This is a genomic window from Nocardioides renjunii, from assembly GCF_034661175.1.
Classification (GTDB): Bacteria; Actinomycetota; Actinomycetes; order Propionibacteriales; family Nocardioidaceae; genus Nocardioides; species Nocardioides renjunii.
The window spans coordinates 874,466-890,097 of sequence record NZ_CP141058.1 but is presented as its reverse complement, the minus strand read 5'-3'; the positions used below and the strand labels follow the sequence as shown (position 1 = coordinate 890,097).

Below are 15,632 nucleotides of genomic sequence, written 5' to 3'. Positions count from 1 at the left end.
CGGGGACCCTCAGCCCAGCTTCTTCTGGAAGTCCCCGAGCCGCGCCACCGGGCGGAACCCCAGGGCCTCGTTGACGCCGACCATGTGCGTGTTGACCTCGGCGTTGTAGGTCGTCACCCGCACGATGTCGGGACGCTCGCGCTGCAGGAGCCGGAGGTTGGCGACCTTGGTCGCCACCCCCAGGCGGTGCCCGCGGTGCGCCGGCCGCACCAGCGTCCCCCACTGGTAGGCCCGACCCGGCTCGTGGACGGTGGTCGCGAGGTCGGAGTAGGCGACGACCGCTCCGGAGGCGTCGAGCGCGACGGTGTTGTACTTCGTGCGGCCCTGCCGGCGCACGGTCTCCTCCCGGTCCCGCACGGCGTCGGTGCTCACGGCCTCCCGCTCCACCTCGAGCGCGCCGGTCGGCGCCTCGGTGACGAGCATGGACGTGATCTCGGCCCAGCCCTGGAGCAGCTCGTCGGGCACCGGCCCGGCCCAGGAGCGGAGCGTGTACGCCGTGTGGCGCGCCGCGGCCTCGTCGGCCAACCGTCGGAGCAGCGCGTCGTCCACGGGCAGGGCCAGCTCGCGCTGCACCTCCGACAGCGCCAGCTCGAAGCCCCGCGCCGCCGCGAAGCCCGGCCCGGAGCCGCCGGCGCCGTCCGAGCCCGCGTCGTGGGCCCAGGAGGCGAGGCCGGTGAGGATCCGCCGACCGCGCTGCCGGGCCACTTCCTCGAGCCGGGCGAGCAGGGCCGACCCCACGCCGCGCCGGCGGTGCACCGGGAGCACGTGGACGGCGACCTCGGCGAGCTCGAGGTTGTCGAGCAGCGGCGTCCGCATCCAGCCGGCGCCGACCACCTCGCCGTCGAGGACGGCCGACCAGCCCCCCAGCCACGCCTGGGTGGTCGTGCGCTGCATCATCGCGCGCACCTCCTCCAGCTGCCATGCCGTCGCGGCCGCTCCGAGCTCGAAGGTCTCGGCCACCGCGTAGACACCGTGCCAGGCGTCGAGCGCGGCGTCGTCGAACGGGTCGAGCTCGTGGATCTCGGGCGCGGCCGGTGAGGTGCTCATCGCGCGCGCGCCACCCGGCCCTCGTCCCACACGGGCCCGTCGGACTCGTAGACCTCGCCGTCCGCGCCGTAGACGAGGAACCGGTCGAAGCCGCGGGCGAACCACCGGTCGTGGGTCACCGCAAGCACGGTGCCGTCGAAGGCCTCGAGCCCCGCCTCGAGGGCCTCGGCCGACTGCACGTCGAGGTTGTCGGTCGGCTCGTCGAGCAGCAGCAGGGTGGCTCCGGACAGCTCGAGCAGCAGGATCTGGAAGCGCGCCTGCTGTCCGCCGCTGAGCGAGTCGAAGGTCTGCTCGCCGGCGTGGGCCAGCTCGTAGCGGTCCAGGACCCGGCTGGCCTGCTCACGCCCCATGCCGGCACGCCCGTCGGGCGAGCCGTCCCCGCGGTGCAGGATCTCCAGCAGCGTGCGCCCGCGCAGCTCCGGGTGCTCGTGGGTCTGCACGAACCAGCCCGGGCGGACCCGGGCACCCAGCTTGGCGGTGCCCGCGTGCGGCACCGGCTTGGGGGGATCCGTCACGGGCCGGTGCTCCACGTCCGGGTCGGACCCACCGGCCGCCAGCAGGCGCAGGAAGTGCGACTTGCCCGAGCCGTTGGAGCCGAGCACGGCCACCCGCTCGCCGTACCAGACCTCGAGGTCGAACGGCTTCATCAGCCCGGTGAGCTCCAGGTCGGTGCACACGACCGCGCGCTTGCCGGTGCGGCCGCCCTTGAGGCGCATCGTCACCTGCTGCTCGCGGGGCTGCTCGATCGGCGGCCCGGCCTCCTCGAACTTGCGCAGCCGGGTCTGCGCGGCCCGGTACTGCGACGACATCCCGTCGTTGTACTCCGACTTGATCTTGAGCCGCAGCACGAGCGCCTTGATCTTCTCGTGCTCCTCGTCCCAGCGCCGGCGCAGCTCCTCGAAGCGCGCGAACCGGTCGGTCCGGGCCTCGTGGTAGGACGCGAAGTCGCCCGGGTGCGTCCACACGCGGTTGCCGGCGCTGCCGAGCTCGACGGTGACGATGCGGGTCGCGGTGTTGTTGAGCAGCTCGCGGTCGTGGCTGATGAACAGGATCGTCTTGGCCGACTCGCGGATGCGCTGCTCGAGCCAGATCTTGCCGGGCACGTCGAGGTAGTTGTCCGGCTCGTCGAGGAGCAGCACCTGGTCCGGTCCCTGGAGGAGGTACTCCAGCACCAGCCGCTTCTGCTCGCCGCCGGACAGGGTGGTCAGGGACCGGTGGCGGGCGCGGTCGAAGGGCAGCCCCATCGCCGCCGTGGTGACCTTGTCCCACACCACCTCGAGGTCGTAGCCACCGACGTCGCCGTAGTGGCCCAGCGCCTCGGCGTAGGCCATCTGCACCGGCTCGCTGTCGTCGTCCATCAGCCGCAGCTCCTGCGCCGCGACCTCCTCCGACCAGCGACGTACGTCGGCCGGCGCGACGGAGAGCAGGAGGTCGGCGACCGTCTCGTCGGCACCCCCGTGACCCACGAACTGACGCATCACCCCCAGCCCTCCGGAGCGCGTCACGACCCCCGCGTGCGGCTTGAGGTCGCCGGTGACGATGCGCAGCAGCGTCGTCTTGCCGGCGCCGTTGGCGCCGACCAGGGCGACCTTCTGCCCGTCGCCGACGCGGAAGCTGACGTCGTCGAGCAGCACCCGCCCGTCCGGCAGCTCGTAGCGCACTCCAGCGACGTCGACGTGTCCCACGTCGCAGGATTCTCCTATGCCGGGTGGGACCGCGTCATCCGGTTTCCGCCGACCGTCGGCATGGGAGCGGGGGGCGCGGGTACTTCCCGGCCACACCCCACGACAGGAGCAGGGCACATGGGCGAGGGATCCGGGCAGGGCGCTGCCCCCGAGCAGCGCGACGGCACGACCGACCAGCACGCCGACGAGGGCGGGCGCCCGGAGGACGTCGGCGCCCGCGACGGCGCCGCGGCCGCAGGCAGCGCCGGCGCCGTGGGCTCCGACGACTCCGGCGGCTCCGGCGGGCAGTCCGCCGACGACGGCGCCATCCCCACCGAGGGCCCGGACCCGACCATCGGTCCGGACTAGGTCCCGGGAGCGGGGCGCTGACAACTGGTCTGGACCGGTCCTAGGGTGAAGCGCATGGCTACCCAGACCCCCGAGGAGCAGGCCACCGTCCCGCGGTGGAAGGTGATCGGCCCCGGCCTCGTCGTCGCGGCCACCGGCGTCGGTGCCGCCGACCTCGTCGCGACCCTCATCGCCGGGCAGAAGTTCGGCTACGCGCTGCTGTGGTGCGTCGTGGTCGGCTGCGTCATGAAGATCGTGCTCGTCGAGGGCGCCGGGCGCTACTCGCTGGCGACCGGGCGCACGATCTTCCAGGGCTGGCGCTCCCTCGGCGCCTGGACGACGTGGTACTTCGCGCCCTACATCGTGCTGTGGGGCTTCGTCTACGGCGCTGCGGCCATGGCGGGCACCGGGCTCGCGCTCGCCGGGCTCCTCGGCGGGCTCTCGGTGACCTGGTGGGGCATCCTGTCCGGCCTGCTCGGCCTCGCGCTCGTGTGGACCGGCCGCTACAACGTCTTCGAGAAGGTGCTCGCCGCCCTCGTCGGCATCATGTTCGTCACGATGGTGGGCGCCGCCCTGCTCACCCTGCCCAACCTCGCCGACCTGCTGGCCGGGCTCGCACCGCGCATCCCGGACGGCGGCCTGGTCAACACCCTCGCGCTCGCCGGCGGCGTCGGTGGCACCATCACGCTGGCCGCCTACGGCTACTGGCTGCGGGAGAAGGGGTGGGTCACCCCGACGCACATGCGGGTGATGCGCATCGACAACACCGTCGCCTACGTCGTCACGGGGCTGTTCGTCCTGGCCACCCTGGTCGTCGGCGCCGAGCTGCTCTACTCCACCAGCGTCGCGATCGAGGAGGGCGACGCGGGCCTGCTCGACCTCGGCGTCGTCCTGCAGGACCGCTACGGCGAGTGGGCCGGCAAGCTGTTCCTGCTGGGCTTCTGGGCGGCCGCGATGTCGTCGCTCGTCGGGGTGTGGAACGGCGTGAGCCTGATGTTCGCCGACTTCATGACCAATGTGACCGGCGGCGACAGCGACGACCCGGACGCCCGCGCCGGCGGCAAGTGGTACCGCCTCTACATCCTGTGGCTCACGTTCCCGCCGATGACCATGATGTTCCTCGGCAAGCCGGTGTGGCTGATCCTCGCCTACGGCGTGCTCGGCGCGTTCTTCATGCCGTTCCTCGCCGTCACGCTGCTGTGGCTGCTCAACACCGACCGGACCCCGGCACAGTGGCGCAACAAGCTGCACTCCAACGTGCTGATGGTGATCATCGCGCTGGCCTTCGTCGCGCTGTGCGTCAACGAGGTGCGCAAGGCCGTCGGCGCTGCATGACACTGCCCCCGACCGGTGACGGTCGGGGGCAGCGCGGTGGGGGTTCGGTGAGGGTGCTGCGGGTGGTGCCGCGGATCAGCCGGCGATGATCTCCGCGAGGTCCTCCTCGAAGAGCTCGATGACGCGCTCCGCGGAGAGCACGAGGCTCCTCGGCTTCGCAGCGGCCGCCAGGTCGGCGCCCCAGTCCGCGGCGCGCTCACGCTGCAGCGGGGTGCCGTGGTGGCCCGGGCTGGCGAAGGAGCAGTCCCCGACGCTGTAGAAGCTGAGCAGCGCGTCGGTGACCCGCTTGCTGTTGAGCGCCAGCCCCTTCTTGTGGGTGGCGTAGTAGGACGCCATGGCGTCGGCCATCAGCTCGGTGCGACGCGTCGCCTCGGCGGGGTCGGTCGGGCCGGTGTCGAACGTGCCGAGCTCGAACTGCACGTGGTGGGCGAACTCGTGGGCCATGATCACGCGCGGCCCCACGTCGCCGAGGCCGATGGCGTCGTACGCCTCGAGGATGCCGTCGCCGAAGACCAGCTTGTCGGGCAGGGCGGCGATGACCGGGTCGGTCTCGCCCTCGGCGGAGAAGGCGTACGCGTTGAGCGTCCAGAGCGGGTTGTCCTGGAACGCCTCGTCCTGCGCCTGCATGAAGGTGGCGACGGTCTGGGCCTCCTGAGCGATCGCCGCGTCGGTCATCGGCGGCAGCTCGCCGGCGTCGACCATCGCCTCGAGGGTCCGCGCGATGCGGACGGGGTCGAGCAACGAGTCGCTGTGCATCGCCATCAGCTGGATGTCGTCGGACTCGATGTTCCAGAACCGCTGCAGGTCGCGGTAGGTGTTGCGCAGCTGCGCGGCGTGGGAGTCGAGCGCGTAGTCCGGGTCGCCGGCGGTGCCGAAGAACAGGGCGTCGTAGGTCGGCACCGACAGCAGGACGTCCTGGTGGGCGACGAGGAAGGCGAACTGTGCGTCCGACATCTCGGCGAAGAGCTGGTCGATGTAGCCGTCGAGGAGCGTCGGTGCGCACTCGCTGGGCGCGACGGCATCCTGGAGGGCATCCTTCGCCGGGAGGTCGACGAGGCGGTGCTGGGAGTGTGCGGCGCTGCTCGGCGCGGGGGCAGCGGTGGCGGTGGTCGCGACCATGCCAAGCGGCAGGAGGGTCCCGGCGGCGAGCGCCGCGGACCACTGGAGGGTTCTCTTCACAGGGGGTCTCCTCGAGATGTTCCCGGTCGCCGGGAGCGGCCGGGCGGAACGGGTGGTCGACCCAACGTAGGTCGGGCCCGGCGGGGTGGCGAGACCCCCTAGGGAGGGGGTGCGTCCTTTCCCGGAGGCAGGTCAGGCGCCCGTCGGGTGCCGGACCCAGACGTTCGGCTCGACGTACGTCGCCGTGCCGTGCTCGGCGTCGCACAGCACCGGCGCCAGCGCGCCCGGCACCTCCACCGGCCCCGTCCGGTCGAAGGGCAGGCCGGTCCACGCGCGCCACTCCGCGACCGTGCCCGGGATGACCATCGAGCGGGGCGCCACGCGGTCGATGCGACCGCCCGCGCGCACGTGGACGCGCAGCCAGGGGTCGACCGGCAGCCCGTCGTCGCGGGTGCGGGCGGCGTACGCCGCCATCGGCTCGCGAACGTCGGTCTTGCCGTTGGGCCGCACCGGCGCCACCAGCTCGCGGAAGCCCAGCCGGCCAGCGTTGTCGCGCAGCGCGGCGACGATGCGCCCGGAGAGGCCCGCGCCCTGGAGGGCCGGCTCGACGGCGATCTCGACGGCCGACACGACGTCCGGCTCCTCCCCGCGGAGCCGGGTCAACAACGCGTCCTGGATGGCGCCGTCCCAGCCGGCGTCCGGGAGCTCGCCGTCACCGAGCCGGAAGGGCACCGAGTGCGCCTTCGCGACCTGCCGGCCCGTCTCGTCGAGGCAGACCAGCACGAACTCGTCGAACGCGTCGAGGGCGTCGTAGTAGGCGTTGCCGATCGGGTCGTGCTTCATGAACTCCGGCCACGACGTCTCCATGTCCCAGAAGGTGTCCCTGAGGTCCGGGCGCGCGGCGAGGGTGACGATCTCGAGGTGCATGGCGCCATCCTCGCCGAGCCGGGCGCCGCGGCGCCCCTCGATCTCAGAGCCGCTCGGCGACCCGGCGCGCCGCGATCTGCAGGACCTCCCAGGCCGTCGCGAAGGGGGGCGCGTAGGCCAGGTCCATCCAGGCCAGGTCGTCCACGGTGCCACCGGCCCAGAGCACGGCGGCCGCCGCGTCGACCCGCTTGCCGGCGCCGTGGCCCCCGACGACCTGCACGCCGAGCAGCCGTCGCGACGACCGGTCGGCCATCACCCAGATGGCGATCGGCTCGGCCTCGGGCATGTAGCCGCTCGCGGTCGTGCCCTCGGTGAGCAGCGCCACCGGGTCGAGCCCGGCCGCCTCGGCGTCGCGTCGTGACAGCCCGGTCCGGGCGATCTCGAGGTAGACCTCGCCGAGGGCGAAGCGGGTGATGGAGGAGTCGACCATGCCGTCGAAGGAGAGGGTGCCCCCGGCGAGGCTGTCGCCGAGCGCCCGGCCGTGCTTGGCGGCATGGGTCCCGAGCGGGCGGAACACCCACGTGTCGTCGATGCGGCGGCGCACCTCGCAGCAGTCGCCCGCCGCCCAGAGGTGCTCGGCCACCCGACCGTGGGGGTCGGGTCGCAGCGCGCCGTTGTCGGCCATCTCGACGCCGTTGCCCGCGAGGAAGCCCGTCGCGGGGCGCACGCCGATCGCCACCACCACCAGGTCGGCCTCCCGGCTGCCGCCCTCCCACTGCACCCCGGCCACCCGGCCGTCGACGACGTCGACACCGGTCACCTCGACGCCGAGCACCACCTCCGCGCCCGCCTCGCACAGGGCCAGGTCCACGCGCTCGGCCAGCTCGTCCTCGAGCATCGACATGCCGCGGCCGCGGGTGAGGACGGTGACGCCGAAGCCGTGCCGCATGGCCGCTTCGGCGACCTCCACGCCGACGTAGCCGGCACCGACCACGACGACGTGCGCGCCGTCGCCGGCAGCGGCGAACCGCTCCCGCCACGCCGCCCCGTCGTCCAGCGTCTTGACGACGCCGATGCCGTCCCAGCACGCGCCGTCGGGTCCGAGCGCCCAGTCGGGCACGGAGGCCGGGGCCCCCGTGGCGACGACGAGCTCGTCGTAGGCCACCCGCTCGCCGTCGGCGGTGGTGACCGTCCGAGCGGCCAGGTCGGCGGCGACCACCTCGACGCCGAGGCGCAGGTCGATCCCCGCCTCGCGGTGCTCGTCCGCGGTGCGGGCCACCAGGTCGTCGCCGCTGCCGACGTCCCCGGCCATCCAGTAGGGGATCCCGCAGGCGCTGTAGGACGTGTGGGTGCCCTTGTCGAGCACGGTGACGGCGAGCTCGCGCCCCGTCCGGCGCGCAGTGCGCAGCGCCTGGTGGGCCGCCGACATGCCGGCCGCGTCGGCACCCAGCACGAGCACCCGGGTGGGAGCGCTCGCGCTCACTGCTCCGTCTGCTTCGCCCAGAGGTTGATCCCCGACTCGACGGCGTAGCGGTCGATCTCGGCGCGGTCCACGCCGGTGAGCGGCGGCCCGGAGAGCGCGTCGAGATTGGTGTCGAGCTGCTCCACGCTGGAGGCGCCGATCACCGCGCTGGTGACGCGCTCGTCACGCAGCACCCACTGCAGCGCGAGCTGGGCGAGCTCCTGGCCGCGGCTCCGGGCGATGCCGTCGAGCGCGCGCACCCGCTCGAGCACGTCGTCGTCCAGACCGGTCATGGTCGAGTCGGCGCGCGCGGCGCGCGAGTCCTCCGGGACGCCGTCGAGGTAGCGGTCGGTGAGCAGGCCCTGCGCCAGCGCGCTGAACACGATGCAGCCCATGCCCTGCTGCTCGAGCTCGTCGAGCAGGCCGCCCTCGATCCACCGGTTGAGCAGCGAGTACGACGGCTGGTGGATCAGCAGCGGCGTGCCGAGGTCGCGGGCGATGGCGGCCGCCTCGCGCGTGCGCGCCGCGGAGTAGGAGGAGATGCCGACGTAGAGCGCCCGCCCCGACCGGACCGCGGCGTCGAGCGCCATCATCGTCTCCTCGACGGGCGTCTCCGGGTCGAAGCGGTGGCTGTAGAAGATGTCGACGTAGTCGAGGCCGAGCCTCTCGAGCGACTGGACGAGCGAGGCGAGGACGTACTTCCGCGACCCGCCGCCCTGGCCGTAGGGGCCGGGCCACATGTCCCAGCCGGCCTTCGTCGAGATGACCAGCTCGTCGCGGTAGGGCTTGAAGTCGTCCTTGAGGTAGCGGCCGAAGTTCTCCTCGGCGCGGCCGTAGGGCGGTCCGTAGTTGTTGGCCAGGTCGAAGTGGGTCACCCCGCGGTCGAAGGCGCGCCGCAGGATCGCCCGCTGCGTCTCCTCGGACCGGTCCGTGCCGAAGTTCTGCCACAGCCCCAGCGAGATGGCCGGCAGCTTGAGGCCGCTCCTCCCGGAGGCGCGGTAGTGCATGCCCGTGGCGTCGTCGTACCTGTTCTCCGCTGCTTCGTAGGCCATGGCCCCATCCTGCCGGGTCCGGGGTCGGGGGTCTCCCCGAGCGCGACTCGGGGTCATGCCTGATGGCACGAGGCGCCGCGACACGGTTGACTTGCCCCATGCCAGTCTCCCTGCGCCGTGCGGCCCTCCGGGTGGCCGTCTCGTCGGCCCGCCGGGTGCCGGCGAGCATCCGCTACCCGCTGCAGCGCGACGGCGTGGATCCGGTGCCGCGGCTGGAGGAGAGCCGGCGCGAGGGCGACGTGGTCCAGCTCGCGCGGCTGCTCGGCACCCGCGTCTGGCTCGTCACCGGCTACGACGTCGCCCGGTCCGTGCTCGCGGACTCCGACGCCTTCGCCAACGACGTGCGTGCCCTCATCGGCCGGCAGGACCGCGCACCCGCCGAGCGGATCGGCGGTCTCGGGATGACCGACCAGCCCGACCACGGTCGGCTGCGCCAGGTCCTCACCCCCTACTTCACCCGTCGGCGGCTGGCCGAGCTGCAGGACGACATCGACCGGGTGGTCGGCGCCGCGCTCGACGACATGGCCGCCCACGGCCCCGAGGTCGACCTGGTCGAGCGCTTCGGCTTCCAGGTGCCCTTCGGCGTGATCTGCGACCTGCTCGGCATGCCCGACGTCGACCGGCAGGCCTTCCGGCGCCAGGGCGCGGCACGCTTCGACCTCCGCGACGCCGGCGCCGGCATCTTCGACACCGCCGCCGGGACCCGGCAGTTCCTCATCGACCTCGTCGCCACCGAGCGCCGGGACCCCTACCTCCCCGACGGGATCATGTCGCGGATGGTCGCCGACCACGGAGCGGACTTCGACGACGTGGAGCTCGGCGGCCTCGCCGACGGCGTCTTCCTGGGCGGCTACGAGACCAGCGCCAGCATGCTCTCCCTCGGCACGTGGGTGCTGCTGCAGCACCCCGAGTCGTGGCAGGTGCTCCGCCGCGGCGACCCGCGCGAGGTCGACCTCGTCGTCGAGGAGCTGCTGCGCTTCGTGTGCCCGGTGCAGGTCGCCTTCCCCCGCGTGGCCCGCCGCGAGCTGCGCGTCGGGGACCGCACGGTCCGCGAGGGCGACATCGTCGTCGTCTCCCTCACCGGCGCGGGGCGCGACCCGGCCCGCCACGTCGACCCCGCCCGCTTCGACCCGACGACCGCCGCCGCGGGCACCCTCGCCTTCGGGCACGGCCTGCACCGCTGCGTCGGCGCCGAGCTCGCCCGGATGGAGCTGCGGACGGCGCTGGTCGCGCTCGCGCAGCGGTTCCCCGACCTCGCGCTGGCCTGCGACCCCGCCGACCTCGCCTTCACCGAGCTCGCCGTGGTCCACGGCGTGGAGCGGCTGCCCGTGCACCTCGGCTGACCGGCCACCCGCGCGCTGCCCACCCGCTCCGTACCGTGGAGCGGGTGGCAGGCAGGTTCGGCGTCCTCCTCGCCGCGGTCGTGGCAGTGGTCGTGGCCGCGGCCGTGACGTCCTGCGCGGCGGACGGGACCCGCGAGTCGTCGCCGTCGCCCGCCGAGCGGCGTACGACGAGCGCACCCCCGGCGGCCCCGGCGTCCCCGGAGGCCCCGGCTCCCGGCAGCACCCCCACCGCCGGTCCCAGCGCGAGCCCGACCGCCGAGCCCGAGCCCGAGCGCCCCGAGCCACGGCGCTCCTTCGTCACCATCCCGGCCATCGGCCTGCGCGACTTCCCGGTCGTCCGCTACCGGGGCTCCCCCGACGACGCGCCCGGCACCGCGCTGCAGAACGCGGGCGAGATGGCCTCGCCGCGCGGGCCGCGCGGCGGCACGGGACCCGGCGAGGTCGGCAACTTCATCGTCACCGGCCACCGGCTCACCGGGACCGCTCCCCTGCGCCAGTCCCCCTCGCTGCGCCCCGGTGACCGGATCCTGGTCCGCACCGGCGACACGGTCCACGTCTACGAGGTCCGGCGCACCCGCTGGACGTCGTTCCGTGAGCCGGCGTCGCTGCGCGCGCAGCGGGCACCGGTCCCCGGTCGGCCGGGGCAGGCCGCCAGCCGGCCGATGATCACCGTGTCGACCTGCGCCACCCTCGAGGACCACGCCAACGGCAACTACTGGTCCGACCGGTTCGACAACCCCGAGCACCGCATCGACAAGATCGGCGTCCTCGTCGCGACCCGGCCCGCCTGAAATCCCGTTGTCCGGCGCTCCGCCCGCGCGGTTGGATGCGGCATGGACGCTCTCGAGCAGCGCTGGCGGGACCCCGCCTTCCTCGCCGCCGCGCACACCTGGATCGACGCGAGGCTGCGCGAGCTGGGCCGGTCCCGCACCGGGGAGGTCTCGCAGCCGCACGTCACCGGGTGGTCGACCGCGATGCGCGTCCCGACCGGCGACGACGTGGTGTGGTTCAAGGCCAACGACGAGGCCATGGTCCACGAGGCCGCGGTCCTCGACCTGGTCGCCTCCCGCTCGCACGGTCGTGTGCCGGCGCCGCTCGCACACGACCCCGCCTCCGGGTGGATGCTCCTCGCCGACGCCGGGACGCGGCTGCGCGACGTCATCCCCGAGGAGCGCAGCCTCGAGCGCTGGCACGACGTGCTCGAGGCCTGTGCGCGCATCCAGATCGCCTGCGAGGGCGACGTCGACGCGCTGCTCGACCTCGGCCTGCCGGACCGTCGCCTCCCCACGCTGCCGGGGGCGTACGCCGACCTGCTCGCGGCCGTCGACGACACCGACCCCCGGCTGCCGGGCCCCGACGCGATCGAGGACCTCTGCGACCGCCTCGCCGCCTTCGGCATCCGCGAGACCGTGCAGCACGACGACCTGCACGACGGGCAGGTCTTCCTCGGCACCGGCACGCACCTGCTGCACGACTGGGGCGACGCGTGCGTCTCGCACCCGTTCTTCACTCTCGCCGTCACGCTCGAGGGCGTCATCGCCTGGGGCGTGGACGACGAGGAGGACTCCGAGGACCTCGGGCCGCACCTCGACGCCTACCTGCGCCCCTACGAGGCGGCGTACGACCTGGCTTCCGCCGACCTGCGTGAGGCCGCCCGGATCGGGACGAGGCTGGGTTGGGTGTGCCGCGCGGTCAACGGCGCGCTGCCGCAGGACCCCGGCAGCACCCGCACCCGGCTGCGGATGTTCCTCGACGGCAAGCCCTAGCCGCGGCGCGTCTCCAGCACGCGGAAGCCCTTGCTGCTGGCCAGCCGCTCGGTCGGCCAGCCCTGCTCGGTGAGCCAGCGCTGGAGCGAGTCGCCCCCGAGGTTCTTGCCGACCACCATCACCATCCGGCCACCCGGCGCCAGGCGCGGCAGCCAGGTGAGGAGCAGCTCGTGCAGCGCCTCCTTGCCGATGCGGATCGGCGGGTTCGACCAGATCTCGTCGAACACCTGGTTGCCGGGCACCTGCGCGGGCAGGCAGGCCACGAAGCGGGGGTCGAGCCCCGCCGCGCGGGCGTTGTCGTTGGCCAGGAGCAGCGCCCGCTCGTTGACGTCGACGCCGATGACCGACGACAGGGGCACCGCGGCGGCGATGGCCAGGCCGATCACGCCGTAGCCGCAGCCGAGGTCGAGGAACTGCCCCTGCACCGGGGGCTCCAGCTCGCGGAACAGCACCGCGGTCGCGTGGTCCAGGTGGCCCCTGCTGAACACGCCCGAGCCGGTGTCGAACGTCAGCTCGTGGCCCCACAGCTCGGCGGTGAAGGACTCCCGCTCGAACGGGACGCTCGGGTCGGCGGAGAAGTAGTGCTCAGGCATCGATCGCCTCTCGTCGGGCGCGGGCCCGGTCGGCCTGCGCGGACAGCTCGTCGTCGTCGGGGTAGCCGACCTCCTCCAGCGTGAGGCCGTGGGCGTGCAGCACGCGTACGCCCGCGTCGCGCCGACGGCCGGCCATCACCTCGGCCGGCCAGGTGGCCGGCTGTCGTCCCTCGCCGACCGCGACGAGGCTGCCGACCAGTGCCCGCACCATGTTGTGGCAGAAGGCGTCGGCACGCACCGCTCCGACCACCAGCCCCGACGCGTCGCGGCTCCAGCCCAGCTCGAGCAGGGTCCGCACGGTGGTGGCGCCCTCGCGCTGCTTGCAGAAGGCGGCGAAGTCGCGCAGCCCGACGAGCGGGGCGGACGCCTCGTTCATCGCGGCGACGTCGAGCCGGCGCCCCCACTCCAGCACGTGGCCGCGCACGAGCGGGTCGGCGAGCTCGCGGTCGTCGGCGATCCGGTAGGCGTAGCGGCGCCAGGTCGCGGAGAAGCGGGCGTCGAAGCCGACCGGCGCCTCGCGCACCCGGCGTACGCGCAGGTCGGGCGGCAGGATCCCGTCGACCCGGCGGGCCAGGGCCCCCAGCGGCGGATCGGTCGACCGGCCGGCGGACGCCTCGACGACCTCCCGGTCCACATCGACGTGGGTCACCTGCCCGCGGGCGTGCACCCCTGCGTCCGTCCGCCCCGCCACGGTGACCCGCAGCTCCGGCAGCCGCAGGGCGGTGGCGAGGGCCGCCTCCAGGGTCGCCTGCACGGTCCTCCGCCCCGGCTGGGCGGCCCAGCCGGAGAAGTCGGTGCCGTCGTAGGCACAGTCGATCCGCAGGCGCACGCAGCGATCCTAGGCGGGGGCGCCGGCCGGCCCCGCGGCGCCCGGCCGCCGTCGGGACCCGTATTCAACCCGAGGGTTGACAACCAGCGGACCAGCGGCCTACCGTCTATTCAACCAATCAGTTGAAGAAGGTGCTCCGTGACCGACCAGCTCTCCCGTGTCTTCGCCGCTCTCGCCGACCCGACCCGCCGCGACATGGTGGCCCGCCTCACCGAGGCCGACCACACCGTCAACGACCTGGCGGCGCCCTACGACGTGAGCCTCCAGGCGGTCTCCAAGCACCTCAAGGTGCTCGAGGACGCCGGCCTGGTGAGCAGGACCCGGGAGGCGCAACGGCGGCCGGTGCACCTGGAAGCCGAGGTGTTCGACCTCATGACCAGATGGATCGAGCGCTACCGCCGACGGGCCGAGGAGCGCTTCTCGCGCCTCGACGCCGTGCTCGCGCGGATGCAGGACGACGACGACCCCGCCCACGAGGGCGACAACCCCACGGAAGGAACCGCATCATGACCACCATGCAGACCCCCGACACGACCACCCGCTTCCCGGAGGCGCAGATCCTGGCCGACGAGCACGTGCCCGCGATCCACATCTGGCGCGACTTCGACGCCACTCCGGCGCAGCTGTTGCGGGCGCACACCGAGGCCGAGATCTTCGCGCAGTGGGTCGGCCCCCAGGACGTCGGCGCCGACGTCACCCACTGGGATGCTCGCGACGGCGGCAGCTGGAGCTACTCCGTGCGCGGCACCGACGGGCGCCAGGAGTTCGAGACCTCCTTCCGCGGCTGCTTCCACACCGTGCGCGAGGACCGCCTCGTCCAGACCTTCACGTGGGACGGCATGCCCGACGCGGTCTCGCTGGAGACCATGACCTTCGAGGACCTCGGTGACGGCCGCACCCGGCTGCACGCGTTCAGCCTCTGCGACTCCTTCGAGGGTCGGGACGCCTGGCTGCGCAGCGGCATGGAGACCGGCGTCAACGACGGCTACGCCGCGATCGACCGGATGCTGGCGGAGGGCTCGCTCTGATGTCGCTGCCCGAGTCCCCGGCCGCCCGGCACGAGGCGGTGGCCGGGGAGTTCTCCCGGCTGGTGGATCGGACGACCGACTGGGCGGCGCCCGCGCCGGTCGACGGCTGGACGGCCCTCGACGTCGTCGAGCACCTCGTCACGTGGTTCCCCGGGTTCCTGGCCGGAGGTGGTGTGGAGCTGCCGTCCGGCCCGCCGGTCGCCGACGACCCCGCTGCCGCCTGGCACCACCAGGCCGGCGCCGTCCAGGCGCTCGTCGAGGAGCGCGGCGAGGAGGAGTTCAGCCACCCCCGCGCCGGCACGCACCCGGTCGGGGATGCGGTCGACCGGTTCTACACCGCCGACGTCTTCATGCACTCGTGGGACCTCGCCCGCGCGACCGACCAGGAGCCGCGGCTCGACCAGGACGTCGCCGGGCAGATGCTGGAGGGGATGCGGCCCATCGAGGCGATGCTCCGCGACTCGGGGCAGTACGGCCCCGCGGTGCCCGTGCCCGACGACGCGGCCCCCGTCGAGCAGCTGATGGGCTTCGTCGGCCGCGACCCGGCATGGCGCCCGCCCGCGAGAGGCACGTCGTGAGCAGGGTGGTGCTGCACGCGGTCGTCTCGGTGGACGGCTTCGTCGCCGACCCCCACGACGATCCCGGCCCCCTGTTCGACTGGTACTTCAACGGCGACCAGCCCCTGACCGCGCAGGACATGGCCGATCCCGCGCCGGGCGGTCTGCGGGTGTCCCGGACGTCGTACGACTACGTCAGGCCCGAGTGGGACGCCACCGGGTGCATGGTGATCGGCCGACGGCTCTTCGACATCACCGACGGGTGGGAGGGCCGGCCACCGACCGGCGACCACGTGGTCGTGGTCTCCCACCGCTCCAGGCCCGACGGCTGGCACCCGGAGGCGTCCTACCACTTCGTCGACGACGTGACCGCCGCCCTCCGCACGGCGCAGGAGCTCGCCGGCGACGGGACGGTCGCGGTGGCAGCGGGCGACGTGGGTGGGCAGGCACTCGCCCTCGGCCTGGTCGACGAGGTGGCGATGGACGTCGCACCCGTCGTGCTGGGCACGGGCAAGCGGTTCTTCGGCTCGCTCGAGGCCCAGCAGCTGCTCGAGGACCCGCACGTCGTCATCCAGGGCGACCGGGTGCTGCACCTGCGGTTCCGCGTCCGCCGCTGAGCGTC

The 15,632-nt window shown here is 73.6% G+C and carries 17 protein-coding genes; 9 read left to right on the top strand and 8 right to left on the bottom strand.

What is annotated here, in order from left to right:
* Positions 1 to 9: 9 nt before the first annotated feature.
* Both SHK17_RS04200 and SHK17_RS04195 read right to left on the bottom strand, forming a co-directional pair.
* Positions 10 to 1,047, bottom strand: coding sequence for a GNAT family N-acetyltransferase (locus SHK17_RS04200; RefSeq protein ID WP_172269955.1), 1,038 nt, complete (start codon positions 1,045 to 1,047; stop codon positions 10 to 12).
* Entirely contained in the window at positions 1,044 to 2,732 is a 1,689-nt protein-coding gene (locus tag SHK17_RS04195) for an ABC-F family ATP-binding cassette domain-containing protein (protein ID WP_172269953.1), read from the bottom strand. The genes SHK17_RS04200 and SHK17_RS04195 overlap by 4 nt, the downstream gene beginning before the upstream one ends.
* Before the next feature lie 117 nt (positions 2,733 to 2,849).
* Between SHK17_RS04195 and SHK17_RS04190 the strand changes: the two genes are divergently transcribed.
* The gene (locus SHK17_RS04190; protein WP_322921160.1) at positions 2,850 to 3,080 is read left to right on the top strand and encodes a hypothetical protein; all 231 of its coding nucleotides are present in this window, start codon (positions 2,850 to 2,852) and stop codon (positions 3,078 to 3,080) included.
* Between the two features lie 54 nt (positions 3,081 to 3,134).
* Positions 3,135 to 4,394: an Nramp family divalent metal transporter gene (locus tag SHK17_RS04185; RefSeq protein ID WP_322921159.1), complete on the top strand. Its 1,260-nt coding sequence runs from the start codon at positions 3,135 to 3,137 to the stop codon at positions 4,392 to 4,394.
* 75 nt (positions 4,395 to 4,469) lie between these two features.
* Here SHK17_RS04185 and SHK17_RS04180 read toward each other — a convergent pair whose 3' ends face one another.
* From SHK17_RS04180 to mgrA, 4 genes are all read right to left on the bottom strand, one after another.
* On the bottom strand, positions 4,470 to 5,573 hold the full coding sequence (locus SHK17_RS04180; RefSeq protein ID WP_322921158.1) for a hypothetical protein: 1,104 nt from the start codon (positions 5,571 to 5,573) through the stop codon (positions 4,470 to 4,472).
* Between the two features lie 132 nt (positions 5,574 to 5,705).
* Positions 5,706 to 6,440, bottom strand: coding sequence for an N-acetyltransferase (locus tag SHK17_RS04175; RefSeq protein ID WP_322921157.1), 735 nt, complete (start codon positions 6,438 to 6,440; stop codon positions 5,706 to 5,708).
* Between the two features lie 43 nt (positions 6,441 to 6,483).
* Complete coding sequence (locus SHK17_RS04170) at positions 6,484 to 7,863, bottom strand: FAD-dependent oxidoreductase (protein ID WP_322921156.1); 1,380 nt, start codon at positions 7,861 to 7,863, stop codon at positions 6,484 to 6,486.
* A complete protein-coding gene (gene mgrA / locus SHK17_RS04165) occupies positions 7,860 to 8,894 on the bottom strand; it encodes an L-glyceraldehyde 3-phosphate reductase (protein WP_322921155.1) in 1,035 nt (344 codons plus the stop codon). The genes SHK17_RS04170 and mgrA overlap by 4 nt, the downstream gene beginning before the upstream one ends.
* Before the next feature lie 98 nt (positions 8,895 to 8,992).
* Between mgrA and SHK17_RS04160 the strand changes: the two genes are divergently transcribed.
* From SHK17_RS04160 to SHK17_RS04150, 3 genes are read left to right on the top strand one after another with little or no spacing between them, the layout of a single operon-like run.
* Positions 8,993 to 10,237, top strand: coding sequence for a cytochrome P450 (locus SHK17_RS04160; RefSeq protein ID WP_322921154.1), 1,245 nt, complete (start codon positions 8,993 to 8,995; stop codon positions 10,235 to 10,237).
* A 44-nt stretch (positions 10,238 to 10,281) separates the two neighbouring features.
* Entirely contained in the window at positions 10,282 to 11,028 is a 747-nt protein-coding gene (locus SHK17_RS04155; RefSeq protein ID WP_322921153.1) for a sortase domain-containing protein, read from the top strand.
* Between the two features lie 42 nt (positions 11,029 to 11,070).
* Positions 11,071 to 12,003, top strand: coding sequence for a phosphotransferase family protein (locus SHK17_RS04150; protein WP_322921151.1), 933 nt, complete (start codon positions 11,071 to 11,073; stop codon positions 12,001 to 12,003).
* On the opposite strand, the gene SHK17_RS04145 is transcribed toward SHK17_RS04150, so the two are convergent.
* Complete coding sequence (locus SHK17_RS04145) at positions 12,000 to 12,596, bottom strand: class I SAM-dependent methyltransferase (protein WP_172269935.1); 597 nt, start codon at positions 12,594 to 12,596, stop codon at positions 12,000 to 12,002. The two genes, SHK17_RS04150 and SHK17_RS04145, sit on opposite strands and share 4 nt — an antisense overlap.
* Positions 12,589 to 13,425 carry a tRNA pseudouridine(38-40) synthase TruA gene (gene truA, locus SHK17_RS04140; RefSeq protein ID WP_322921150.1) on the bottom strand — a complete coding sequence of 279 codons (837 nt, stop codon included), beginning with the start codon at positions 13,423 to 13,425 and terminating at the stop codon, positions 12,589 to 12,591. The genes SHK17_RS04145 and truA overlap by 8 nt, the downstream gene beginning before the upstream one ends.
* Positions 13,426 to 13,563: 138 nt before the next feature.
* Here truA and SHK17_RS04135 point away from each other — a divergent pair, with 138 nt between their 5' ends.
* Genes SHK17_RS04135 through SHK17_RS04120 form a run of 4 tightly spaced genes read left to right on the top strand, consistent with a single transcriptional unit; the run spans position 13,564 to position 15,627 of the window.
* Complete coding sequence (locus tag SHK17_RS04135; RefSeq protein WP_172269931.1) at positions 13,564 to 13,935, top strand: metalloregulator ArsR/SmtB family transcription factor; 372 nt, start codon at positions 13,564 to 13,566, stop codon at positions 13,933 to 13,935.
* Positions 13,932 to 14,453 carry an SRPBCC domain-containing protein gene (locus SHK17_RS04130; RefSeq protein ID WP_322921149.1) on the top strand — a complete coding sequence of 174 codons (522 nt, stop codon included), beginning with the start codon at positions 13,932 to 13,934 and terminating at the stop codon, positions 14,451 to 14,453. The genes SHK17_RS04135 and SHK17_RS04130 overlap by 4 nt, the downstream gene beginning before the upstream one ends.
* Positions 14,453 to 15,031 carry a DinB family protein gene (locus SHK17_RS04125; RefSeq protein WP_322921148.1) on the top strand — a complete coding sequence of 193 codons (579 nt, stop codon included), beginning with the start codon at positions 14,453 to 14,455 and terminating at the stop codon, positions 15,029 to 15,031. The genes SHK17_RS04130 and SHK17_RS04125 overlap by 1 nt, the downstream gene beginning before the upstream one ends.
* Positions 15,028 to 15,627 (top strand): dihydrofolate reductase family protein, encoded by a 600-nt coding sequence (locus SHK17_RS04120; RefSeq protein WP_322921146.1) that lies wholly within the window; start codon positions 15,028 to 15,030, stop codon positions 15,625 to 15,627. The genes SHK17_RS04125 and SHK17_RS04120 overlap by 4 nt, the downstream gene beginning before the upstream one ends.
* Positions 15,628 to 15,632 lie beyond the last annotated feature (5 nt).